Genomic DNA, 23,355 nt, shown 5'->3' with positions numbered 1-23,355 from the left:
CAACCCGCGCACGATCGGTGGTGGGCCGGGCGCATGGGGTGACCGTAGGGGGTGTCAGCGGGCGGGTGCCAGCCGCATACGGGTCTCCTGCCTGGCCCGGGCGGCGGTCGCCTCGCTGGTCCAGGGGGTCAGGGAGGTGTAGTAGTCGAACGTCGACCAGTCCTCCAGGGAAGCGGGAGCGGTGAAGCCGTGCTGAAGGGCCTGCTCCCACAGCGGTGTGCCCGGGTAGGGGGCGAACAGGTGCACGCGCGTCTCGGGTTCCGGGTCCAGCTGCCGCAGCTCGCCCATGAGGGAGTAGGTGTCCTCCATCTCCGCCTCGGTCTCGTCGGGAAACCCGACGATGAACGTGTAGGAGCCGAGGATGCCGTGGGCTGCGATATCAGCGGCCACATCGAGGATCTGCGCGCGGCTGATTTCCTTGTGCACCACCTCGTTCAGGACCCGGTCGTTGCCAGACTCCACGCCCATCAGGAGCCGGGAGCAGCCACTCTCGGCGATCCGCTCCAGCAACGGGAGCTTCGCCCGGCGCGCCTTGAGGATGTCGTTGGGGTTGATGCTGGCCGCCCACCGCAGGTCCAAGCCGCGGTCGATCAGCCCATCGCAGAACCCGATCGCCCGCCTCAAATTCACGAACCAGTCCGCATCGTAGAATTTCACGCCGTTGATGCCGTAGGCGGCCTGCAGAGCGGCGACGTCGTCGAGGAGGTCCTGGGCGGCCATCGCACTGTACTTACGCTGGTAGGTCAGTTCGAAGCAGAACCGGCACCTGTACACGCACCCCTTGCTGGACACGTAGTTCAGCGTTCGGGAGGCCACTGTCGGGTCGTCACGGATGTACTGGGCGACGTCCAGCAACGACCACGGGTAGGCGCCAAGATTCCCCGTCCGCGGCGGGTTGACCGTCCCGCACACCACGCACCCGCCCTCGTCAATGCGCAGGCCCGGGACCAGGCGACGCGGGGTGCGGCCGAGTAGCGCCTTCACGTACTCGACCATGGAGTTCTCGCCGGGCCCCTGGAGGACGACGTCGACCAGCGGATGCGCCGCGGTCTGCTCGGGCTGCACATTCACGTGCGGACCGCCGAAGACGACCGGGGGACAGAACGGGTGTTGCTTCGCCGCGCGCACCATGTTCAGGGCGTGGCCGATCTGCCCACCTCCGGTCATGATGCTCACCCCGATGCACACGGTGTGCTCAAGGTGCTGGTCCAGGAGGCGCTCCCATGCCGCCATGTCCTGCTGGTTGCCGTCGAACAGCACCACGTCGACCAGGCCGCTGGCCATCAGCGGCTTGGCGAGCGTGAGCAGCGAGAAGGGCATCCAGTGGTAGACGTAGTCCTTCTCATGGTCGATCTTCGGGTAGGCGAGGATGACGGTGGGTCGGCCGGTGGTCTCCTGCCGGGGAGCAGGGGTGGCCGGGGACTGGGTCAGGCCGCCTGGCAGCCCCATGTAGACGCTCATCGGCCAGCCTCGACCAGATGCTGGGGGGTCGCGTCGCCGGGACGGAAATAGGAGGCGGCATACATCTCGAAGGCCGCCTCCAGCTGTGCGGCCAGGCCCTCACTGTCGCCCTTCTCCAGCAGCGGGGCGAGGTCGACGGTGACGTCCTCGCGCAGCAGGCAGAACTGCAGTCGGGCATCGGCGGTCAGCCGCAGGGCCATCAGCGCGTCGTGGCAGGGGAACAGGGGACAGCCCCGGCAGACCGATCCGTACCAGGCGCCGGCGTTGGAGTCCTTGATCACGACCTTGGTGCCCGAGGGCATCGTGAAGACGGTCATAGGGTGCCCGAGGCCGCCCTGTTGGAGGACCTCCTCGTCGATGGCCCGCACCCGCAGATCGCCAGCCAGCTCCTCCAGCGGCACGTACAGGTCCGGAAGCCGGAGCTGTCGCTTGATCTCCAGACGCCGGGCGAAGCTCTCGCTGGACTCGTTGAGGTCTTTGATGATGTCGAGCAGCTTCACACTGTGGACGCCGGCGTCCTCACAGAACTCGATCAGGGCCTCGACCTCCGTGGTGTTGATACCGGACATCACCACCACGTTCACCTTCACCGGGACGCCGGTGGCGACACACGCCTTGATCGCAGCGAGCACTTCGGCGTGGTCGTCGACGCCGCAGATCTCCCTGTGGAGCTGCGCGTCCAGGGTGTCCAGGGAGACGTTGAAGAGGGTCACCCCCGCCTCGGCCAGGGCCGGTGCGAGTTCGCCGATCCGCGGGTGCCGGGAGATCACCTCGACCTCGCGCATGCCAGCCTCCTGCCGCAGACGCCGCACGGTGTCGACGAGCGGGTCGTACAGGGCCGGGTCTCCACCCGTCAGCTTGATGGCATCAACGCCTTGGTCTTTCGCGGCGGAGGCTACGGCGACCAGGTGGTCGGGGGCCAGATCGGTTCCCGACTCGGTGGCTACCGCCTCGCCTGAAGGACGGCAGTAGTAGCAGCTCCTCTTGCAACGGGAGTTCACGGTCACCCGTAACTGCGGTTTGCGCATGTCACCTATCCCTCGGACATCGCTGACATTCACGTGCATAGCCTTTCGGCCCCTCTCTCTGGTCAGCAAGAACATCGAGAAGACTCGATGTCAGGGTTTGCTCGGCGTGAACCCCAAACCCTGACAGGAGTGTTATGAAGATCGGTTGTTGCATGGCTAGGCTCGAACGCGTGGGCGCTGTGGTGCGGCCGTCCTCGGCGGCGAGGCTTGGCCGAATGACCGACGGCTGAAACCTGTGTGACGTATGAGGCTTCCGAGCGCTGATCAGTCCCTGGAGACGTCGGGCCGTCATCCGTTATTGAGCCTGTTCTTGTTGTCGGTGATCGACAAAAGCTCCTTCCAGGGATGGAACGGGTGGGCATCTGCGTGTCAGGTCCAGGCAGCCGCCCGGGTCTGGTGGTCAGTTCCACTCACGCATGCGCGCGGAGTTGTCGGTCATACACGTCCTGCGGCTCCAGGCCGAGCGCGCTCCGCCGTTCGTCCAAGCGCTCCGGGTCCTCGACCAGGTACGGCCCTACAACGTTGCCGGCGCCGTCCTGTTCGTACTGCGTGCCGTACACCTGCGCCCGTCCGTCGGCGACCCGGATTCGGTCGGTGAGATAGGCGAAGTGCCGGGCCGGCACATCACCGGCGAGCGCCGCGTGTGTAAGCAGTTCCAGTGCGCGGTGCTGGAACTGAGTGTCGTGGTCGGCGTGCTGTGTGATCAGCCACGCGGCATCGGCGCCTTCCTCACCGACGAGGTCCACGCCCGGCCAGCCGTGTGCCGAGACGACGGCCTTCAGCCATGCCGTGTTGTCGACGTCGATGGCCCTCACCGCCGCTGAGTCCTCGGGGAGCCGTGACTCCAGCATGCGATGCCTGGCCGTCTGGTCTCGCTCCTGGCGCTCCTTCAACTCACGTGCCAGGTCCGGCCTTTTCACTGCTCGTTCCTCCTCGGTAGGGACAGGCGGGCCGCGCCGTTCAGGTGTGGCGTGTGCCCGCTACCGTCGGTTTGGTCAGTGGTCAGGGGCCGGCACGGGGTGGGAGGGTTCCCCGTGCCAGCCGGTCAGCCCCGCTTCCTGGCTGGAGTGACGCCCTATCGGCAGCCAGGAAGCGGGAGTCTTCAGCTGGGACCGTGCAGCACGATTCCGATCAGGCTGCCGCTGCCGTCCAGGCCGTAGGTCGTCATGAACTGCCAGCCACGACACACCGCTTGGATCTGCGGCTCGGTCAGGCCACGGTGCGGGGCAGTCGGAGGCATCAGCTCTGCGCGGTGCGTCGTGATCTGCAGCAGGCCCGAGCGGTTCAGCCAGCGTCGCGCGTCGGAGAGGAAACGGGGCTGGTCCAGGAACTCCAGACTGTGTCGGCACACCACGATGTCGACGGAGCCCGGCTCCAGCATGCCCAGGATCGCATCGGCGTTGAAGTCGTGGCGGGCGAACGTCAGCAAGTCCCCGTGGTCCTGGTGGCTAGCCCGCGCGTGCTCGATGGCCACGCTGCTGAAGTCGAAGGCCCTCACGGTCAGGCCCCAGGTGGCCATGTGTGCGGCCATATGGCCCTGGCCGCAGCCGATGTCGACGACGCGCTGCCCGGACTTCACGGTCGCGTAGTTCCGGAACATTTGACGCTCGAACGGCGTCGGATCCGGTGCCCGGTATCCCGTGGAGTACATCGTGTCCCAGTACTCCGGCGTCTGCCACTCATGCACCACGCTCAGGGTGTTCATGCGGCCGACTCCGGGCCTCGGACCCTGGCCTGCCCCTCCATCAGCGTGGCCGGCCTCCTCGGGTCGCTGGCCAGGGCCTCACCGGACGGGACGCCGAACAGGGTCATGCCCGCCGTGGGCGGGGCCTTGGCCTCTACTACGCGAAGGGCAGCGCCGGGCTCGCGCGGCGGCAGGTGGGTCATCGTGCGTCCTCTCAGTGATGGGCGTACAACAGCAGGGCCTGATTTCCGACGGCGAGGGTGGCGACGAACAAGATCTGGGTGGTGGTGCTGTGGCGCCGTCTCAAGCAGTAGGTACGTCGCGGGGCATCAACAGGGTGAGCCAAACATCCTTGCCGCCACTGGGGGGTTGAGAGATGCCGAACTTGTCCGCGATGGCCCTGACGAGTTGGAGGCCGCGACCGTTCTCGTCGTCATCGCCGGCGCGTCGCTGGAGCGGCAGCGCCGAGTCGGAGTCGTGCACGCACAGCGCCACCCCGTCGGGAATGCGCGTGACGGTGACACGGGCAGATCGGCGTCCCTCGCTGTCCGGCCGCGTGTGGTCCAGGACGTTGGTCATCAACTCGGAGATGGCAAGGGCGCCTGTATCGATCAGGTTTTCCAGGCCCCACAAGCGCAGGTGCGCGCTGACTATGGTCCGCGCGATGCGTACCGACAGCGGCGTCACGTCGTAGTCCATCTCCAGCTTGCCCGAGGTGGCGCGCGTCGTTCCGCGCACACCTGTTGGAGCTGTGGGGGGAGCAAGGAGACTGGCCATTCCAGGTCCACTTCGTTCTGGCCAAACCTCATGCGAGAGGTCCGACTGCGGTGTGTACTGGTGCGTGATCGGTCAGCAACTATTGAGTCAGGCCGAAGCCCAAACGTGCAGATCGAGAAGCGGAAACCTCGGCTTTCCGTTTCAGGAGCCAGGGGACCCTCGTCATGCCACGACCTGAGAAGCAGCTGAACCCCGACGCCTCACCCCGTGACTGGTTTGGTTCAGAGGTCCGGTACTGGCGCAAGATCCGGGGACACTCAGCCTCCTCGTTAGGGCCGTTGGTGCAGGCCAGCCCGTCCCTCATCGAGAAGATCGAGAAGGGACAAGCCTCCTGTCGGCGAGACCTCGCGGAGAGCCTTGACAAGGTGTTGGCGACCGGCGGCGTGCTCACGCGCGCCTGGGGCATGGTGTACGGGGAAGCGGAAAAACGCCGCAGTGAAACGGAAAAGAGAACTGGTCGAGCGGTGGAGGGAACCGTTCAGGCACACCCAGGCCGCATCCTGGGCAGAGATACGTCGTCGCCGCCTGGGAGCCCTGAGTCTGTGGACCGTCGCGCCTTCTTGGCCAGCAGCAGTCTGGCCGCTATCGCCCCAATAGACCTCGCCACGCTCGTCGCCCGCTCCGCCCCACCGGCGCTGCCGAAGCGCATTCGCGGCAAGGACATCTCAGAGGTCCTGGCCGTAGCGGAGGACATCTACGCCCGGGACAATGCCCACGGAGGCGGAGGGTTGGTCGGGGCGCTCGCCACCCGTGCCATGCAGTGGGCGGTCGGCCTGCTCACGGTGCCCTGCGCTGAGCCGCTGGGAGCCCCTCTACATGCCGCCGTCGCACGTCTCGGCATTGTCGTCGGAGCGAGCCACTTTGACACCTACGCCCACGACGATGCCCGCGTCGCCTTCAAGATCGCCGCTGACTGCGCAGAGGAGGCTAACGACTGGCTCCTACGCGCCAAGGTGTACTCCCTCCTGGCGCGGCAGGCAGTCTGGATCGGAGACCCGGACACCGGACTGACCTACGCAGAAAAGGGACTGGTCCGATCCGATCGGCTCACTCCGACCATCCAAGCGATGCTGCACACTGCACGAGCCCGCGCGTTTGGGAAGATGGGCGATATCGGCGGTGCAATGGCCGCCGTTGGCGCCGCCGACGACGCCTTCGCCAAGTCCAACCCACAGGACGATCCGCCGTGGATGTCCTACTACAACGAGGCCCAACACCACGGCGACACGGGGCACGCGCTATACGACTTGGTCCTGCTAAAGGATCAGGATCCCGGGCAGGCCAGTCGCCGCTTTGAGATCGCCATCGACGGCCACGACGACTCCTACCCACGGTCGCGCGCCCTCTCCGGAACCAAGCTGGCCAGTCTGCTGATGGCGAAGGGCGACCCGCACCAGGCCACTGCCATTGGCCACCAGGCCATCAGCGATGCCGGCCGCCTTACCTCCCGACGTGCGGCCGACGATCTCAAGGAACTCAGCCGTATTGCTGCCCGGCACCGCCGCATCCCCGAGGTGGCATACCTCCGCGAGCGCATCGGCGCTACCTTGCAGACATGACGATCTCGGCTGCTTCTTCCTCCGCGGTCCTAGACGAAGCCTGCTCGAGGGCAGGCTTCGACGCGTCTGTCGCCGAGCCGATCCGCCGGGCGGAAAACGAGATATGGCGCCTTCCAGGCCAAAGCGTGATCGTCCGAATCGCCCGGCCTGGCCAGTTCGCGGCGACCGTCCGTGAAGTGCGGGTGGCTCGCTGGCTCGCCGAGAACGCGGTGCCGGCCGTCCGCCTGGCCGACGTCGATCAGCCGATCGAGGCTGACGGTCGGTCAGTGACCTTCTGGCAGGAACTCCCTCCCCATGAGCACGGCAGCCACACCGACGTTGCGCACCTTCTTCGGCGCCTCCACGCTCTGCCCACACCCACCTTCGAACTCGGGCACCTGGACCCTTTCGTCCGCCTCAGCGAGCGCCTGCAGGCAGCAAGTACCTTGTCCAGCACCGACCGGAAGTGGCTGGAGCGACTTCATCAGGAACTGGCAGCAGCATGGGCCGAGCGCCCAGTCGGGCGTCCGGACTGCGCCGTGCACGGTGACGCATGGCCAGGCAACTTGATCCGCACTGCCGAGGGCCCACTGGTGATCGACCTGGAACGCTTTTCATTGGGCCCGCCGGAATGGGACCTGGTGTCAACCGCTGTCCGTGCGCGTACGACGGGCGCGGTCAGTGCCGCGCAGTACGACGAGTTCTGTGCCGCATACGGCTACGACGTAACAGACTGGCCCGGTTACTCGATTCTGGCTGGCGCTCGCGAACTCCGCATGGTGACGTATGCCGCCCAGCACGCCGCCAGCAACCCCGAATGGAGGGGGCAGGCGCAGTACCGCGTTGACTGCCTGCGCGGTCGGCAAGGACCACGCCCGTGGAACTGGAAAGGGATCATGTAGTGGACTGACTCGCGCAAGGCCCCGACCTGCTGTTCCGCTACGGCACGCCGCAGTTCGATGCTGTCCTCGAGGGGCTCCTGGGGCGGGTACCTGAACGTACCCCGACGTCCGCACCTGGCTATTGTGCGGCCGCACTCGGCGCGCGCGTATACCCGGGCCTCGTCAGCGCATCCGACGCCTAGCCCGATGTCGGGCGTTGGGTACTCCTTGCGCAGGTCCTCGGCGAGCCGGTCGGCGATGAACGCGTACCAGACCCGGGCGCTCGTCAAGGACAGTGCGCGGCGACCGCTGGGCATCCTCCCCTCCGAGCCTTGGCCCTGACATACGCCAGCTACGGCGCCTCCACGCCGCAGGCGAGGTTGGAGCTCCTTTTCCAAGCTGCCAGCGACGTACGGGGCTACGGCATGCCACTGCTGCCGCCTGGTTCCTCGGCAGGCAGGCGGAAGAGGCTGCCGCGGCCGGCGACGAGACGGGAGCGCTCCGAGCGTTGGAGCGAGCGCGCTTCGCTTACGACTTCGGGGACCATACCAGCGAGCAGGCGTGGGTCCGTTTTGTAACCCCTTACCGCATGGACTCGTTGGCCCTCTCCGTATACGGCCAGTTGGGGCGTCCCGAACTCACCGCCACAGCTAACATCGCGGTCGACCGCCTCGGGGACGAACTGCCGGACGGGGGCGTCGTAGTCCTTGGTGACCTCGCTTCGGCCCTGCTGCGTGGAGGTGACGTAGACCAAGGTGTTCACGTATCTCGCCAGTTCGCGGCGGCAGCACAGGCCAAGCCCAATACGATGGGCAAGGAGCGCGCATCGACTATCGCCGCATCGCTACCCCACAGGGAGTGCGAACTGGCTCTTCATCTATTGCAGTCGCGCCCTGAACTTTACTGGCGCGGCGCGCGGGCAAGCTCAGGACGCAAACGCTGTCGTGCGGCCGTTACCCGTCAGTCCTCTGCTGTCTCCTCGGCAACCCAGGACAGGTATGCCTCCGACCCGCCGGTCACGGGCAACGTGGTCCACTGGGGGACGTCGTACGGGTGCTGCTGGTGCAGCCACGCCTCCAGCGCCGGGAGACGGTCTGTCGTCGTCATGTACGAGATGCGCCACTCCTGAGCTGCCTCGACCTTGTTCTTCCACCAGTAGAAGGCGGTGATGGGCCCATCTATGTGAACGCCTGCTGCCAGCTTGCTCTCGACCGCGCCCCTGGCCAGCGCCTTCGCCTGGTCCTCGTTGTCGCTGGTCGTCTGCGCGATCACAATATCGTTGGCCATGCAACTACCTCTCCAGTTCGGATACCGCGACCCTACCCAGCCGTCCAGGGCACACTGAATGCCGGCCGCTACCGGTGAAGGCGGTGGGACTCCACCACGACCACTCCGTGCGCTCGCACGGCCGCGAACGATCCGGCGTGCAAGTGGCAGTGGACACGGGGTTCCGGTCGGGCCCAGGAGCGGGTGAGAAGATCACCTCTGGCAAATTCGGTGAACGGTAGGGGTAGGGCAGGGGCATGGCAAAGAGGTCCGCGTTGCGGGGGTACTTGCTTGAGGAGGCCCTGGCCTGGTTGCTCCGGTACAGCGGCTACCGTCTGCTAGTCGACTATCGACAGGACGAAGCCGAACTCAGCGGATCTGGTGGCGCTCTGCGTGTCCGTGGCCGCGGGGCGCTCCATCAGGTGGATGTGCTCGGTCAGTTCGCTTTCACCCCCGCATTCTCCCTTCCCGTGCGGCTGTTCCTGGAAGCCAAGCACTACTCGACCCCGTGCGAACTGGAGGTCGTGCGCAATGCGCACGGCGTCCTGCACGACGTCAACGAAAACTTCATGAGTCATGCCGGTACCCGGCCCCGGCGGCGCTACCAGTACACCTACGCGCTCTTTTCCGTCAACGGGTTCACTCAGAGCGCCCAGCAGTATGCCCTCGCCCACCAGATCTCCTTGGTGGACTTGTCCGGGGAGTCCTTCACGTGGCTGCGCAATGCGATCCGGATCGCTGCAGCCAGCCTTTATTCGGCGCAGAACGCCCATGCCGTCGCGCGCTTCCCGTTGACCTGGATGCGCAAGGTGCTCCGCGAGGCTCTCGGTACATGGCCGACCGGGGTGCCGCCGCTGCCGGTCGATACCAGTGCCGAGCAGTTCAAGGCTGCTGCCTCTGTGATCCTTGCCCAGTTTGTCGACACCCTGGAACAGCACGCTGCGGCTGAGCTGCTGCTGGGCTTCCCTGCGGCCCCGTTCATCCTGCCGCTGGTCGCCGAGGATCAGGAGCAGTTCCTCTCCTACGCCGAACAGTGCCCCGACCACGCTGTGCGGCTGCGTAGGTCGGGGCAAGCCGCAACTGCTGAGTGGACGCTTTCTCCACGAGAAGACGAGGGCGCTTATCGGCTGGCCTTCAAGCTGCCGGAACACATTGAGGTGTGGATCAGCGGGATTGAAGAGAAGGAGCGGCAACGCATCCTGGACATCAAGCAGCAGTTCCTGTCTTGCATCACGATCTACCGCATGAACGGCAGCAGTGTCCGCGCTTATCAACTCAACTATGAGCCGGGCGAGTTGCGACTGTCTCCTGACGGAGGCCAGTAGCAGATCGGCTAGAGGGAAAGAACTGCACCGGCAGCAAATCGCCTGTGTGCCGAGTTGTTCAGGTGCCCCATTCCATCCGTACGGGCTCGCGGGCCGCGGCGAGGGCGCCGTCGAAGTCGGCGAGGCGTTCGGCGAGGGTGGTGGTGGCGATGTGGGGCGGGAGGGCCGCCGAGAACTTCAGGCCGCGGACGGCTCGCGGGTCAACGGTGGGCAAGGTGAGAGAGTCGGGGAGTTCGGAGCGGGCGGTCTTCCAGTCGGCGGGGGAGAGGTCCTGGCGGAGCCGGATATGGGTGTCGGTGGGGCGCTGTACGGGGTCGGCGAGGTTGCCGAGGGAGGCAGCGAGGGTGGTGTTGGCGCGATAGCCAGCCCACGTCCACCAGCGGGTGGCGTCCGCGTCGCAGACCAGCAGGGTGCCCGCCGGGTGTACTTCGTGGGGTGCGCGGTCCATGCGGAGTTCGGCAAGGGCCGCGACGGCGCGGCGGGTGAGGCGGACGTCGGGGTCGGTGCCGAGCAGGACGTCGCGCATGGCGCGGGTGAGGACGTAGGACAGCCCGCGGGCTTCGCTGCCCTGCCATTTGGCGATGCCGCCGTCCTCGACGGGTTCCACGAAGGCACGGCGTCGGGCCCAGTCGATGAACGTGACTTGCCAGCTGCGGCCGGCCAGCAGCAGGCGGCGCGGGCCCGGTCGTTCTTCGGTGAGGACAGTGGGGTCGGTGGTGCCGATCTCGGTGCGTCCAGCGAGCACCGTGAACTCGGGGGGCGCCGTGAAGGAGGCGGTCAGCTCCATGAAGTGCCGGCGGCCGAAGTGCTTCTCGGCTTCGGGGCCGATGAACAGCATGCCGCCGTCGTTGTCGAGGAAGCCGCCTGTGACCAGGTGCGACAGGAGGGGCGCGGCGGACTGGTCGAAGGGAGCCAGGCCGTTCCACTGCTCGGGCCACAGCCGGTCGCCGATGCGGTGTTCCTGCAGGGTGACGGCGAGGAGTTGCTGTGCTACGAGGTGGCGGGGTGAGGGCGGCGGGGTGACGGGTTCCACCCAGCCACGGGCCCACAGAGTGAGCAGGCCGGCGGCTTGGAGCAGGGCGTCGGGCCGGGTGGCGAGGAACAGACAGTTGCGGGAGGTGCCGGCACGACGCCCGGTGCGGCCGATGCGCTGCAGAAACGAGGCCACTGTGCTGGGCGAGTCGATCTGGATGACACGGTCGAGGTCGCCGACGTCGATGCCGAGTTCCAGGGTGGAGGTGGAGACGATGACGCAGTCGCGAGCTTCGGCGAATGCTTGCTCGGAGCGTGCGCGTTCGTCGGTGGACAGCGAGGCGTGTGAGAGGAACACGGTGACGTCGCGGGCGCGCAGTGCCGCACCTAGTTCTTCCACCTGCTTGCGGGAGTCGCAGAAGACAAGCCGTTTCTCTCCCCGGTGCAGGGCGGAGATCACCTTGGCGGCATTGGCGAGCGATCCGACGTAGTCGAGCTCCACCTCTCCTGCGGGGCGCGGGTGTTCGGTGGTGCTGGTTGTGGCGGGCAGAGTCACGCCGGGGGCGACGACCCGGCCAGGGCGGTCGGCGGGGCGTGCGCCCTGGAGCCAGGTGAGCAGGGTGTCGGGGTTGCCGACTGTGGCGGACAGCCCGATGCGCTGGATGCGGTGACCGGCGAGCCGTTCCAGGCGTTCGAGCACGGCAAGCAGGTGCCAGCCGCGGTCGTCCCCAGCGAAGGCGTGCACTTCATCGACGACGACGGCACGCACCCGGCCCAGCATGTGTGCGTGGTCGGTCTTGACGCTGATGAGCATCGCTTCGAGCGACTCGGGTGTGGTGAGCAGGAAGTCGGGGGATTCGGTGCGGATGCGACGGCGTACGGACTCGGGGGTGTCGCCGTGCCAGAGGGCGGCTCGGCGCCCCAGCCACTGGGCGTAGCTGTCGACCCGGTGCACCAGGTTGTTCAGGAGCGCCTTGAGCGGGGCCAGGTAGAGGACGGAGGTGCCGGTCCAGCGCTGCTCTCGCATGGCGGACAGCAGGGGGAAGGTGGCGGCCTCCGTCTTCCCGCCCGCCGTCGGCGCGAGCAGGACCGCGTCCTCACCGTTCGTCAGCGGGTGCACGGCCGCCTTCTGCAGGGGGCGCAGATCGGGCCACCCGAGCGTGTTGACGATGTGGTGCAGGACTACCGGGTCGAGGCGCTCCAGCGGGTCGGTGCCGCGCGGCTGCTCCTGCACGTCTGCAACTCCAGGGCTGTTCGTCAGAGTTCGGGACTTCGGGAACTGGGTCGTCAGAGGTCGATGTCGAGGTCGTCAGCCGAGGCGGCCGGTGCGGGCGCGGCGAAGTTCCGTTCGGTGGCGGTGAGCTCACTGCTGCCCACGGTCAACTTGTAGTGAGTGCGCGGGTCGAAGTCGGGGAACTGGTCGATCCGGTCGAGTACGTCGCCGACCAGCTTCTTCAGATACAGCCGTGGTGCGACTCCGACCTTCCCGCCCAGTGCCCCGCCCACGGCCCGGGCCAGGTCGGTGAGGTAGGCGTCGTCGGCAAGCTGCTTGATCCTGTCGGGGGACTGGGAGCCTTCGGCATACAGGTCGCGGATGGTGGCGCCCAGGCCGGTCAGTGATGTCTCGGTGAATCCGGGCAGCCGGATCTGGACGGCCCGCGGGTTGTCGAAGCGGGGGTCGGTGGTGAAGTCGGTGGCGAGGCGCTGGGCGAGCGGTGCGAGTCGCTGGACGCCCTGCTGCCCGTCGTAGAAGGCGGGCGTGCCGGTGATGATGAGATACAGGCCGGGGAAGCGGCCGGAGTGGACCTCGTCGATGAGCTGCCGCAGCGCGTTGAGTGCTTTGTCGCGGGCGTCGGAGCGGACCCGTTGCAGGGTTTCTACTTCGTCCAGGACCAGGACGAGGCCGGCGTGCCCGGCGTCCCTCAGCACGGTGAGCAGGCCCTGAAGGAAGCCGAAGGCACCGAAGTGGTCGAGGTCACCGCGGACGCCTGCACTGCGCCGGGCGGCTGCGGCGACGTGCGGCTGGCCGCCGAGCCAGGCCATCACCGCAGCGGCCGTGGCCTCGTCGCCGGCATCCAAGGACTGCTTGTATCCGCGCAGGGCGGTGGCGAACGCGGGGGCGTGTCGGGACACCTCGGCCAGGCGGGCAGTGAGCAGCCGGTCCACAGCCTGTGGCAGCTCGCTCTCGCTCGCGCCGTCGGCGAGTGCATCCTCCTCGAGTGCGTAGAACCAGGCGTCTACGACCGGCCGCAGGGCGCTGGGCGGGAAGCTCGCAGTGGCCAGGCGCTCAGTGAGTCGCCGATAGACCGTCTCCAGCTTGTGCAGCGGGGTCTCGGTCTCTGACACCTGCACCTCGGCCACGGCAAAGGTGCGCCGTTTGGCGCGCTCGCCGAGCCATCGAGTGAAGAAGGTCTTGCCGGATCCGTACTCGCCGCGCACGGCCTTGAACACCGAACCACCGGCGGCGGCAGTGTCCAGTTCCTCATCGACGGCCCGCTCGAAGCGGCCGAGTCCGGTGGCGAGCAGGTCGAGGCCGCTCTCGGGGACAGCGCCGCGCCGCAGCGCGTCCACCACAGCACGCCGCCGCACCGCGCTGACCGGGGTGGTAGCCCCGGATGCTGAAGATCCAAACGCGTTCACCCGAATAGTCTCCCATCCGGCTGCCCACCTGGCCGGACACCCGGCCGTGCACCGCGCTGCCGGTACCTGGAGCGGCCGGGCGGGCCGACTACCCCGCCCGGCATGGCCGCAGACCCCCGGTTCACAGTCCGAACTGCTCGATCAGCTGGCCCCGGTGCAGGCGCAGGGTGCGGTTGTCGGGGAGAATCTCCAGGATCTGGGCACCGTCATAGTTGAGGAGCTGGGCCAGGGTCGCGGCTAGGCCAGGGGCACGGGTGGCGGGCTGGCCGGCGCGTTCGGCCAGGGCGGTCATGGGCAGGGTGCCCGCTTCGACCAGCGCGGCCAGAGCCTTCGGCAGGACCGCCTTGTCGCGTGGCACACGGGCGAGCAGTGCCAGCTGTTCCTGGTACAGCTCGGTGGCCATGAGGCGATTCACCAGTGCGGTGGCAGGGTCCTCTGTTTGATCGGAGACGGGTACGGCCGCAGGCTTCACTACAGGGGCGACAGGTTCCTGTGGTGCGGAGCGTGCGACCTCGTCCTCGCCGAAGAGACTGATAGCGCCCTCTGTCACGGGCGGGGCTGACTTCTTGGCCTGTTTGCGGCTTGGGCGTGCAGCGGTGGCCTCGGGTGCCGCGACGGCATCGGTTCCGGCCCTCGTCTCGGCCTCGAGTCCGGTGGTGGCCTCGTTGTCCTGCTCCCACCATGCGGGCGTAAGGTCGCCCAGCTCCCGCCACCCCGTAGGTGGCTCCGCGCCGAACGGCAGTAGGGCGAGCAGGGGGATGGTGAACTCGGCAAGGGTTGCCCCGCCGTGGTAGCCCGCCTTGAGCGCGGTGTACCGGGCGTCGTGGTCCCGCAGCGCGACGATCCGCGATCCGGGCTCTGGCCAGACCACCCGTGGTCCGGACAGCTCAATTTCGACCGGTGCGATGGGTCCGCCGGGGGCGCGGTGACGGGCCGACCCTATGGCGCCGGCGGCCGTGTCGATCTTGCTGCCGCGTCGCTCGACCACATGGCCGTGGTCGGAGGTGAGGAGCACGGTCATGTCGTTGGCGCGGGCGGCCCGCAGCAGCGGTTCCAGGCCGCCGATCTCCTTGATCTCCCAAGCGCCGTCGCCGAGCTTCTGCTCCTTGGCGAGCCGGTCGTCGACGGTGTTGAGGACGACCGCGACATGGGTGCGCTCGTTGGCGAGCGCTTCAGTCAGGGCGGTGGAGAAGGGCGAGCCGGTGTCGGGGCTGCGCAGATCGTCCTTGTGGAAGACAGCCGCAGGGGCCCCCTTCCAGCACGGGTGCTGAGGGAAAAGCCGCTTCTCGTCGTTCTGGTCGCCCTTCATCAGGGTGCCGGCGAACAGCGAGGTGCGGGAAACGGTGGTGAGGGTGGGCAGCGCAGCGGCCACGGCACGCCTCATCGGTGCTCCGGTCGCGCCCTGCAGCGGGTCGAACTCGGACCAGTGTGCGTGCAGTTCCTCACCCAGTTCGGCTGCGATCGCCGCACTCATTCCGTCGATGAGGAGGAGCAGGACCCGTCGGCCGGGACAGTCCACGACGGGCGCGACGACCCGGTCCAGGAAGCTTTCGACGGTGAGCATGGCGCCGGGGGCGGTGCCATCTGCGGTCCACACCGCGAGCCGCTCGGAGAACGCGCGGTCCAGCTCACGACGTTTGCTGCGCACCTGCTCGCCGATCCGGCTGTAGGCGTTGGCGAGTGCGTCATCTGCGTCGCCGCCCGCGTCCAGGTGTTCCAAGGCTCGGTCTACCCAGCCGAGTTCGCGGATCTGGCGGTCGGCGCCGTCTGCCACCGAGGCGATGTCGACTTCAGGCTGGGATGCCAGCCACCGCCGCAGCCGCGCTGCCATCCGTACCCGTTCGATACGGGCCTGCGTGGCGCCGTCGACGGCCAGGGCGTGTTCGGCCAGCGCGGTGATGGCAGCCGTGACCGTCTCCGGACCGCCGTCGGCGAGGGCGCGGCCCGCGGCGGTGAAGCGGGCATCGAGTCCGGCGGCGAGCAGCGGACTGGCAGCGGCGGCAGTCTGCGCCCCGAACTGTGTGACGAGCTGTGCGGCCCTGCTCAGGACCGGGTCGGCGAGCCGGTGTTCGCCCCGGTCGACGAGGCCGCGGACGTACGCCTCACCGCTTTGCCCGAAGGAGGTAAGGAGTCGGTCGAGGTCGTCGCCCTGGGCGGGGGGCTGGTCGCCGAGCCATCGCTCGGCGCGCCCGCGCGCCCGGTACAGGTCGTGGTCGGCCTCCGCGTGCCCCCACAGAGCCGCGCAGACGACCGCGTAGGCGGCTGCGTCCGCCCCGTGGTCGGCGTCTACCAGGGCGGTAATGATCTTTCCGGTGGAGCCGGCCTGTTCGGGTTCGGCGAGGAAGCGGGCTAGGCCGGCCCGTTCCGGTCCGCGCAGGTCGCGCAGGAGGTTGGGGCCGCCTGGGATGTGGGTCCACCGGAACAGGGTGATGGGGTCGATGCGGTCTCCGTCGTCGTGTGCGGCCGGCCCGCCCAGCGCGTCCGTGTCACGGCGGCCGAGCCGGAGCCGACGCCGGGCCAGCCGGGTGAGGGCCTCGTCTCGGGAGAGCAGTCCCTTGCCGAGCGAGGGCCAACCGCGGCTGGCCGCCGCGTCAAGGAGCGCTTCGGCCGCCCAGGTCTCCCTCCGCAGCCGCCCGTCGAGACCGCGCGCGTCGAACGCCTCCTGCACGACCTCCCAATTGTCGACGGACCGGATCCTTCCGCCGTAGACGCGGGCGAGCAACCCGGGGTCCAGGTCGGTGTCTTCGCGGTTGGTGAGGACGACCAGGACTTTGGGGTCGGGAGGAGTCGGCGCGGCGAGGTGACCCAGGATCTGCTCGTGCACGGCCAGCACCGAGGGCGCGACGACCACCCGCGCCTGCAGCCCGCTCGCCGTACGCTGCACGGCGGGCCCGTCCCAGACGGGAGCGGCCCGCAGCAGCAGTACGCGGACCGTGCCGTCACCGAGCCGACTGCGGGCGGCGAGGTACTGACGGACGGTTCCTGCCGACAGCCGGGCGGGGCCGGCGGTCGCGGGGGCTGTGGTGACCGTGTCGGACATCAGTCGACGACCTTCCAGGTGACCTCGACGGTGGCGTTCGGGTGCTCGGCCGCGAGCGCCGCGATCTCCGCCTGCAGTTCGGCGGCGGCCCGGGCGGCGGTAGTCCGCCCGCCGCCGGAGCGGGCCACGGACCGGGACGGTGTGCGCGGCCCCGGCTGCTGCGGCGGCTCCGGCAGCACCTGCGGGTGGGCGGAGCCGCCGTTCAGGTCCACGCTGTCGGAGCTCGGCGGCGGAGTGGGCGACGGCTGGGGGCGCTCGGTCGTGTTCTGGCGAGACCTCAGCAGGGACAGCACTTCCCGGCTGCTGGCGTGCAGCACGCCCGGCAGGTCGGGGTAATCACCCGGGTCGCCAGCAGCAGCATCCCGCACCCGCTCCAGGACGGCCGCGCCGTCCACGCCGAGGGTGTCGGCCAGGCTCAGCTGGTCCCAGCTGGTGTTCTTCAGCGCGCTGGCGACCTTCCCTGCGCTCTTCAACGACATGCCGTACCGGTGTGCGGAAAAGTCGCCGAGAGGGAAGCGGGCGAGCCGGTCCACGACGGTCTTCGCCTCGATGCCCGCTTCCGTCACCTCCTTGACCAGTTCCTGCGCCCGCCGGGCAAGGACGAGGCGGGGGGAGTCGTCGTTCAGATGGAGGAAGTCGCGGTGCTTCTCCAGTTCCCCGACGAGCCGTCCGGCGTCCTGGCCGAGTGAGGCGGCGGCCTGCTTGATCTGTGCGGCGAACTGGTTGACGATCCGGCCGCGCCGCAGTTGCGGCGCCTGGTCGCCGAGCATGGTCTCGAACCGTTTGCGCGCCTCTGTCCAGTCGCTCTCGGTGGGCAGTTGCTGCTCGCGCAGGGCGTAGTCCGGCTTCAGCTCGTGCGGTGCGGGCGCGGGTTCGATGGGGACGCCGCCGCGCACCCATACCCGGTCGGTCATCTCCGCGTACGCGGCGGCGAGCAGCCGGCGCAGCGGCTCGGGCAGTCCGCGCGGCTCGGGAAGGTCGCTCCAGTCGGAGAGCTTGACCAGGGTCGGCTCGGCGGTGCCGTTCCGGCGGGCTCGGTCGTTGAAGTGGTCGGACCAAGCGGTGGACTGCCGGTAGTACGCCTCCCGCATCGCGCCGAGCCCGAGGCCGCCCGCGATCCGCGCCATGGTCTTGCGGTCCTTGGAGTCGACCTCGGTCTGGCCGTCACGGTTCTCGGCGGCCTTGCGGACATACTCGAAGACGGTCTTGATCTCGGCAGGCTTCACGGGCCTGCTAGTGCCGTCCGGGTCCAGGTCGGGATGGGCGGGGTACTGGTGGGCGAGCAGCTTGCCGGCCAGGTCGCGGGCGGCGGTATCCAACGTCGCGCCAAGCGGAAGCCGCAGCTCGGGCACGTCCTGCTGGGCGACCAGGTGGGTGTCGAAGCTGAGGTCGACGACCCCTTCCTGCTTCTGCGTGAGCCCGTACGCCTGCCGCAGCGCCTGGCTGACGCGCTCGGTGAGGACGAGGAGCTGCGACTGGAGCATGCCCTTGGCGCGCTCTTTGTCGTCGGCGTTGAGGCTGCGCGCGAAGTCGGAGTCGAAGCGGGTCTCGTCAGCGAGGGCCTTGTCGATGACGACGAGGCGTTCGAAGTCGCCGCGGGAAGCATCGGTCAGGTGGGTGGGCAGCCAGGCCAGGGAGCGTGAGTCACCGCCCGGCTTCTCCCGCAGAGCGCGCAGCCGCTGCAGGTCGTCCATCGGCCCGAACTCGCCCTCGTCATAGGGGAAGTCGACGATAAGCCGCCAGGCGTCCTCCTGGCTGGGCCGCAGGGTCGCCTCGGGCAGCGAGTCGACATCGGCGACGTTACCGAAGACCACCTCGATCTGCCGTTCGGTGCCCTTCCACACCAGGTTGAGCACGTCGTAAGCGTCGAAGCCGCCAGGCCCGTCGCTGACGCCGAGCGCCTCCTTGAGCAGGCCGCGCATCTTGGCACGCCGGTTGTTCTGGTTGTTGTGGACCTGGGCGTTGGCGAGGACGGCGTCCAGGTCGACACCGGTGAGCTCCAGACGCACCACCGCACCCGGCCCGGTACCGGTCACCTTTATCTCGGGGAAGGTCGCCGCCCACTCCTTCGCCTTCTGTTCAAGCCGGCCGACCTCGGTCCCCGCGATGCGGGTAGTGATGGAGCCGTGGTTGAGGGCGTGCAGCCGTGCCAGGGTGAGGTCGGCCAGCGCGGGCACACTGGGCGCGAGCGCAGACAGCAGCAGGGTCTGCAGCAGTCGGCTGTCACCGGTGAAATCGCGGCAGCGGGCCGCAAGTTGCGGGTCGCCGAGTGTCTCGGGGCGGCGCCGGTACGCCTCGACCTGGTCCTCGGTGACCTGGTTGGTCTTCAGCAGGTACGGGCGCAGCTTGTCCCGGTACAGCTTATCGGCGGCCTCGAAATGAACACTGGTCTCCCCGCTGAACGCCTTGTCGCCGCCGCCCGCGATCGCCGGGTAGAGATCACCCAACGGCACAAGCTGCCCGAGCCGCCAGTCGTTGCGGTGATCGACGAGCAGCTGGCTCATCAGCTTCAGACCGGTGCGGGAGCGCTGCAGGGCCGCGGAGATGTGTACCAGGGTGTCCATGAACGCCGGCGGGAACGGGTACGTCCGCCTGAACGCGCCCTCGTCCGCGCCGGTGGTGGACTTGTCGTGGCCGAGCAGGGTGTCCCACACGTCCGGGCCGAGCCTCTTGGCCTCGGCGAACGCCGCCTCCACCTTCGCCTCGGCCTCCGGGCTGGTGGGCTTGAGTAGGCGGGCCTGCGCGATCTGTGGGAGGTTGCGGTCCTCGAGGACGATCTTGTCGAAGCGCCCGCCGCTGAGCTTCAGACTGTCCTGGACGGCGGCCTCGGCGGCCCCCGACATCTCCTCGCCGACCAGCTCACGCAGGTCGCGCTGGCGGGCGATGAATGACACCACCGGGATGGCGCGCCGTTCGTCGCCGCCCTCCACAAAGTTCGTGATCTTGTCGGCTTCGCGGGAGACGAACTTCTGGTCGTGGATACGGGAGGCCAGCCACAGAATCAGCTCGTCCATGAAGAGGACGAGCCCGTCGTAGCCGAGGGACTTGGCGTGCGCGGCGATGATGCCGAGCCCCTTGTCCAGCGAGACGAACCCGTCGGCGTCCTCGGAGGCGTTGCGTGAGAACGATGGGAACAGGGTCTGGGTGAGGTCCTGCACGAGACGGGCCCGCAGTTCCCGCGGCGTGGAGGGGTTCTCCAGGTCGAGGTCCTTGGTGTTCTCATGCTCCTCCGGCGCGTTCACCGCCTGGTCCAGCAGCTCAGTGGTCCAGGCGAAGGAGTCACCCCACTCGTCCTCCTGGCCGTCGCCGGCATCGGCGAGCTGCTCGATCACCCGCTCGTCGCCGTTGCGGCGACGCTGCTCGGCGAAGTCCTCGAAGAGCCCGTCGGTCCGGTAGACCTGCGGCAGCGCGCAGCCAGGGTGGAGTTTCCGTACGTGCTCGACGTACTTGCCGAGCACGCGCTGCTCCAGCGACTTGGAGCCCAGCATGTGGTACGGCACCAGCAGGAACTTGCGGTCGTCCGCATCCAGCCAGGCGTGCCGGGCCCGCACCGGGTCGAGGTCGCGGCGCGCCCGGGCGGCCTGGTTCCGTGATAGCAGTGCGTAGAGCACCGCCATGAAGTGCGACTTACCGGAGCCGAACGAGCCGTGTAGATAGGCAGCCTTCGAGGAGCGGCTGTCCAGCGCGGACTTGATCAGGTCGAGGGCTTCGTCGAAGTTGCCGAGCAGCCGGTCGGTGACGACGTAGTCCTTCAGCGCCGCTTCGACCCCCTCGGGCGTGACCGCTTCGTTCAGCTTCAAGACAAAGTCGGAGGTGGACACCGACTCCGGGATGTCGATCAGCTCCCGAAGCAGCGGTCGGTCCTCGGGACGAGGATTGTTCCTGTTCATGAAAGCCATGTGTGTCTGCTCCTCGCCCTGCTCAGGCGGACTCTGCGCCGCTTACGGCCTCGGTGACGGTGTCGTTGTCGGCGTCGATGATGGACGTCTGGACGGCGGCCTTCGTCTCCGTGCGCGCCCTCGATGCGGTGGCCTTCGACGCACCGCGTCCACGGCTGGCGGCCGACGGACGCCAGGCCCGCAGTACATCGTCGGTCAAACCGAGCTCGCCCTGCTTCTGCTGCCTGAACGCCAGGATCTCGGCGGCCGGCGACGCCCCGAACTCCGGGTCGTACTCGCCGTACCACTGCTCCAGCCACGGCTGCAGCTCAAGCAGCCCGGCCAGGTAAGGCACGAGTTCGTCGTCACTGAGACCGGCCTGCTGGATGTACGAGGCGAGCGCGAGGGCCTGCTCCAGGTGATCCCAGCCAGCCCACCCGTACAGCTCTGGCGACTGCGCGTTGGCCGTGCCGTACGACACGAACCGTTCCTTGGGTACATCGAGCTTGCCGCGCGCACGCCAGTAGCTCGGCTTCAGGAAGTCCGCCGAGGTGTACTTCGGCGGCACGGGTGTCTCCTTGCGGATCTGCCGCTTGGTGGGCTCGTCAGGAGCGGCGTCTACCTCGCGCTGCTTCTCCCACACGTATTCCCAGTCGGCCCGCTTCTTGAGCCCGGTGGGCTTGTACCGCAGCGCGGAGACGAACGGCACGTGCTCCTCGGACAGCAGCTCCCGTACGGTCTTCGCGAGGTCCTGCCGGGGCGCGTACAGCTCGGCGACGGACATGAAGTCCTCGTCCACGGACAGGTTGTCGGCGAGACGGGCGAGGGTGGTGACAGTGGGGTTGCCACTGGCGTCGAACCAGTGCGCGCGGTCCTCAACCCGTGCGAGCAGCCAGGACTTCAGCGCCTTCTGCCGCATCGCGTCCCAGCCCTCGGTGGCCCAACGCCGCTTGTACTCCGGACGCTCCACCATGCCGATGGCGCGGTTCGACTCGATGACCTCGATCCGCCTCTGCACGAGCGCCTGGTAGTCGGCGGGCCAGTGCGCGGGGACCTCGGTGATGGGGGTGGCCCCGTGCCGCTTGAACCACTCGTCGCCAGCCGCTGCAGCGGCGACGCGGCGTGCGAGCACGATCTCGAAAGCGCGCTGGCCCAGGGCGAGTTCGGGGATGGCGGAACTGTCGGGCAGACGTAGGTCGTCGGAGTGCAGCTTGTAGAGGGAGTAGACCTGCCAGTCGAGTTCCTCTTGGAGGGCAATCATGCGCGCGCGCGTCGCGTCGTAGCGAGTCTGGGCTTCGCGAAGGGCGGCAGCGGTGGGGACGACGTTGGCTGCGAGGGCCAGCGGGATTTCCTCGGAGAGCTGCTTGGCGAGGGAATCGAGCTCGGTCGCGAGAGCAGTGGGGTATTCGGCGGGGAGGGGGAATTCTTCCAGCTTAGTTCCTGTGAACTCGTAGCGTTCCTCCCAGCCTTCGCTCTGGATTCCACGCCCTAGGCCACTTCCTCCCTTCGCATGACTAACCATCTTCAGCCAGAATCCGGCCGTGGAGCTGTTGAGCAATCCAAGCAGCATCAGATGCTCTTCCGCTGTGGCACCCTCACGGAGCTTGATCACCTGCGCCGAGTCCTTCACGGGGAGCTGGCCGGTCTGGAGGTAGAAATGATTATGCGTCGCAATTTTTGCGTAAACGATCAACTTTTGCGCCTTGACGCGGGAGTAAACCTCACGCCATGAAATCCAAGGGATTCCCCTGTCTAGCATCGTGATGCTGAAGCGCTTGCGAAGTTCCAGTACGTGACGCAGTGGCCACATGAAGCGCAGCAAGTCCTCGATCTCTGCACCTTCGAGAAGCTTCATGTCCTGGTCGTACGGGCTGGTGAGCCACGTTGCGCCGGTGAGCCCCCAATCCCGTACCTCATCGCCATTGGCGACAGCGGTCGGCCTGGCACCTCGCTGGCGGGCGGCAGCAGTGTTCACCGAGCCAAAAGCGTTGTCCTCGCCAGTAACGATAGACAGGCCGAGTTCTTGTGACGCAGTTCGCAGCCTCGTTCCCGTGCCCTCGACGATCTTCAGGATGTCTGGTGCGGCACCTCCTGCCAGACTCCATGGATGCTTTGACAGGTCCTCACGTCGCGTGTCGCGAACGCTGATCCAGTCACTCTCGGAGCCTGGGGAGTCGGTCTGCTGAGTGATAGCTCGCCAGACGAGTCCATCCTCCGCCTTCTTCGGAGCCGCTGGCTCCCCCTGAACGCTCCGGACCGTGCGGACAGTGGCCCGGCGCGCGCCCGTGTAATCCAGGGGGCGGCCGACGAGGATGACCGTCGGTGTTCCATGCCCTGGGATGTACGCCCCCGACGTGTCGATGACCTCTGTCAGTCACGGCAGCTGTAGTTCCGATCATGGCTGGTCCTGGAGTTCGTGTCGGCGCTGGTGGCGGGCTTGCGCGACGGCTTGATGGTGGCGGCGCCAGGCCATCCAGTGCAGGACGTGTTCCGCTTCCCGGACGGGCGGTGTGAGGACGAATGCCCGGAGAAGCCGGACGAGTTCGGGACAGGTCAGCGGGACGAGCCGGACCGTGCCGGCGGGTCCGACTGCGATCGTGGCAGCGGCTGTGAGTGCGAGGACGGCGGAGGCGATCAGGGAGAACAGCGACCAGCGCATCCAGGAGTTCCAGCAGGTCACTTGCCCTTCATCCAGGCCGGTGAAGGTCTTGCCGAGTTGGAAGGTCTCCTCGATCCGCCATCTGCGGCAGATCACCTCGACCAGCTGGGCAAGGGTGACATCTTCGGGCGTCCAGCAGCGGAAGAAGGAGAGCTCGCCGGTGTACCGGTGCCGGCGGGCGACCAGGACGCTGGTGCCCTTCTCGT

General features: G+C 67.9%; 15 protein-coding genes and 2 pseudogenes. 4 read left to right on the top strand and 13 right to left on the bottom strand.

Going from position 1 to position 23,355, the window contains the following annotated elements; translation table 11 throughout:
* Positions 1–54: 54 nt before the first annotated feature.
* The 6 genes from AB0M27_RS35820 to AB0M27_RS35795 form a co-directional block, all read right to left on the bottom strand.
* Positions 55–1,461: a radical SAM protein gene (locus tag AB0M27_RS35820; RefSeq protein ID WP_365728194.1), complete on the bottom strand. Its 1,407-nt coding sequence runs from the start codon at positions 1,459–1,461 to the stop codon at positions 55–57.
* A complete protein-coding gene (locus tag AB0M27_RS35815; RefSeq protein WP_365728192.1) occupies positions 1,458–2,489 on the bottom strand; it encodes a radical SAM protein in 1,032 nt (343 codons plus the stop codon). Before AB0M27_RS35815 ends, AB0M27_RS35820 begins: the two co-directional genes overlap by 4 nt.
* A gap of 410 nt (positions 2,490–2,899) precedes the next feature.
* Positions 2,900–3,409 carry a DUF6624 domain-containing protein gene (locus tag AB0M27_RS35810; protein WP_365728190.1) on the bottom strand — a complete coding sequence of 170 codons (510 nt, stop codon included), beginning with the start codon at positions 3,407–3,409 and terminating at the stop codon, positions 2,900–2,902.
* A 182-nt stretch (positions 3,410–3,591) separates the two neighbouring features.
* Positions 3,592–4,194 carry a class I SAM-dependent methyltransferase gene (locus AB0M27_RS35805; protein WP_365728188.1) on the bottom strand — a complete coding sequence of 201 codons (603 nt, stop codon included), beginning with the start codon at positions 4,192–4,194 and terminating at the stop codon, positions 3,592–3,594.
* Entirely contained in the window at positions 4,191–4,376 is a 186-nt protein-coding gene (locus tag AB0M27_RS35800; protein WP_365728186.1) for a hypothetical protein, read from the bottom strand. Before AB0M27_RS35800 ends, AB0M27_RS35805 begins: the two co-directional genes overlap by 4 nt.
* A gap of 100 nt (positions 4,377–4,476) precedes the next feature.
* The gene (locus tag AB0M27_RS35795; RefSeq protein ID WP_365728184.1) at positions 4,477–4,911 is read right to left on the bottom strand and encodes an ATP-binding protein; all 435 of its coding nucleotides are present in this window, start codon (positions 4,909–4,911) and stop codon (positions 4,477–4,479) included.
* Between the two features lie 203 nt (positions 4,912–5,114).
* Between AB0M27_RS35795 and AB0M27_RS35790 the strand changes: the two genes are divergently transcribed.
* From AB0M27_RS35790 to AB0M27_RS35780, 3 genes and pseudogenes are all read left to right on the top strand, one after another.
* On the top strand, positions 5,115–6,509 hold the full coding sequence (locus tag AB0M27_RS35790) for a helix-turn-helix domain-containing protein (RefSeq protein WP_365728182.1): 1,395 nt from the start codon (positions 5,115–5,117) through the stop codon (positions 6,507–6,509).
* The gene (locus AB0M27_RS35785; protein ID WP_365728180.1) at positions 6,506–7,390 is read left to right on the top strand and encodes an aminoglycoside phosphotransferase family protein; all 885 of its coding nucleotides are present in this window, start codon (positions 6,506–6,508) and stop codon (positions 7,388–7,390) included. The genes AB0M27_RS35790 and AB0M27_RS35785 overlap by 4 nt, the downstream gene beginning before the upstream one ends.
* Before the next feature lie 272 nt (positions 7,391–7,662).
* Positions 7,663–8,252: pseudogene (locus AB0M27_RS35780) on the top strand (transcriptional regulator); the annotation flags it as partial.
* A gap of 77 nt (positions 8,253–8,329) precedes the next feature.
* Here the strand turns inward: AB0M27_RS35780 and cutA are convergent.
* Positions 8,330–8,656: a divalent-cation tolerance protein CutA gene (cutA, locus tag AB0M27_RS35775; protein WP_365728178.1), complete on the bottom strand. Its 327-nt coding sequence runs from the start codon at positions 8,654–8,656 to the stop codon at positions 8,330–8,332.
* Between the two features lie 236 nt (positions 8,657–8,892).
* Here cutA and AB0M27_RS35770 point away from each other — a divergent pair, with 236 nt between their 5' ends.
* Complete coding sequence (locus tag AB0M27_RS35770; RefSeq protein ID WP_365728176.1) at positions 8,893–9,960, top strand: hypothetical protein; 1,068 nt, start codon at positions 8,893–8,895, stop codon at positions 9,958–9,960.
* A 58-nt stretch (positions 9,961–10,018) separates the two neighbouring features.
* On the opposite strand, the gene AB0M27_RS35765 is transcribed toward AB0M27_RS35770, so the two are convergent.
* The 6 genes and pseudogenes from AB0M27_RS35765 to AB0M27_RS35740 form a co-directional block, all read right to left on the bottom strand.
* Positions 10,019–12,166, bottom strand: a complete 2,148-nt coding sequence (locus tag AB0M27_RS35765) for a DEAD/DEAH box helicase (RefSeq protein ID WP_365728174.1) — start codon at positions 12,164–12,166, stop codon at positions 10,019–10,021.
* 53 nt (positions 12,167–12,219) lie between these two features.
* Positions 12,220–13,572: a BREX system ATP-binding protein BrxD gene (gene brxD / locus AB0M27_RS35760; RefSeq protein WP_365728171.1), complete on the bottom strand. Its 1,353-nt coding sequence runs from the start codon at positions 13,570–13,572 to the stop codon at positions 12,220–12,222.
* A gap of 121 nt (positions 13,573–13,693) precedes the next feature.
* A complete protein-coding gene (pglZ, locus tag AB0M27_RS35755) occupies positions 13,694–16,612 on the bottom strand; it encodes a BREX-2 system phosphatase PglZ (protein WP_365728168.1) in 2,919 nt (972 codons plus the stop codon).
* Entirely contained in the window at positions 16,612–20,511 is a 3,900-nt protein-coding gene (locus tag AB0M27_RS35750; RefSeq protein WP_365728166.1) for a phage resistance protein, read from the bottom strand. The genes pglZ and AB0M27_RS35750 overlap by 1 nt, the downstream gene beginning before the upstream one ends.
* 22 nt (positions 20,512–20,533) lie before the next feature.
* Entirely contained in the window at positions 20,534–22,852 is a 2,319-nt protein-coding gene (pglX, locus tag AB0M27_RS35745; RefSeq protein WP_365728228.1) for a BREX-2 system adenine-specific DNA-methyltransferase PglX, read from the bottom strand.
* Positions 22,853–22,885: 33 nt separating this feature from the next.
* Positions 22,886–23,355 (bottom strand): annotated as a pseudogene (locus AB0M27_RS35740) (IS701 family transposase); the annotation flags it as partial.

This window comes from Streptomyces sp. NPDC052107, from assembly GCF_040680215.1.
In the GTDB taxonomy this organism is placed as follows: Bacteria; Actinomycetota; Actinomycetes; order Streptomycetales; family Streptomycetaceae; genus Streptomyces.
The sequence above is the reverse complement of the archived record's forward strand: the minus strand, read 5'-3'. Positions and strand labels throughout refer to the sequence as shown.

Coding starts and splice junctions, on each gene's coding strand:
- AB0M27_RS35820 (WP_365728194.1), bottom strand. CDS start 1,461: ATGAGCGTCTACATGGGGCTGCCAGGCGGCCTGACCCAGTCCCCGGCC.
- AB0M27_RS35815 (WP_365728192.1), bottom strand. CDS start 2,489: ATGCGCAAACCGCAGTTACGGGTGACCGTGAACTCCCGTTGCAAGAGG.
- AB0M27_RS35805 (WP_365728188.1), bottom strand. CDS start 4,194: ATGAACACCCTGAGCGTGGTGCATGAGTGGCAGACGCCGGAGTACTGG.
- AB0M27_RS35800 (WP_365728186.1), bottom strand. CDS start 4,376: ATGACCCACCTGCCGCCGCGCGAGCCCGGCGCTGCCCTTCGCGTAGTA.
- AB0M27_RS35790 (WP_365728182.1), top strand. CDS start 5,115: ATGCCACGACCTGAGAAGCAGCTGAACCCCGACGCCTCACCCCGTGAC.
- AB0M27_RS35785 (WP_365728180.1), top strand. CDS start 6,506: ATGACGATCTCGGCTGCTTCTTCCTCCGCGGTCCTAGACGAAGCCTGC.
- cutA (WP_365728178.1), bottom strand. CDS start 8,656: ATGGCCAACGATATTGTGATCGCGCAGACGACCAGCGACAACGAGGAC.
- AB0M27_RS35770 (WP_365728176.1), top strand. CDS start 8,893: ATGGCAAAGAGGTCCGCGTTGCGGGGGTACTTGCTTGAGGAGGCCCTG.
- pglZ (WP_365728168.1), bottom strand. CDS start 16,612: ATGTCCGACACGGTCACCACAGCCCCCGCGACCGCCGGCCCCGCCCGG.
- AB0M27_RS35750 (WP_365728166.1), bottom strand. CDS start 20,511: ATGGCTTTCATGAACAGGAACAATCCTCGTCCCGAGGACCGACCGCTG.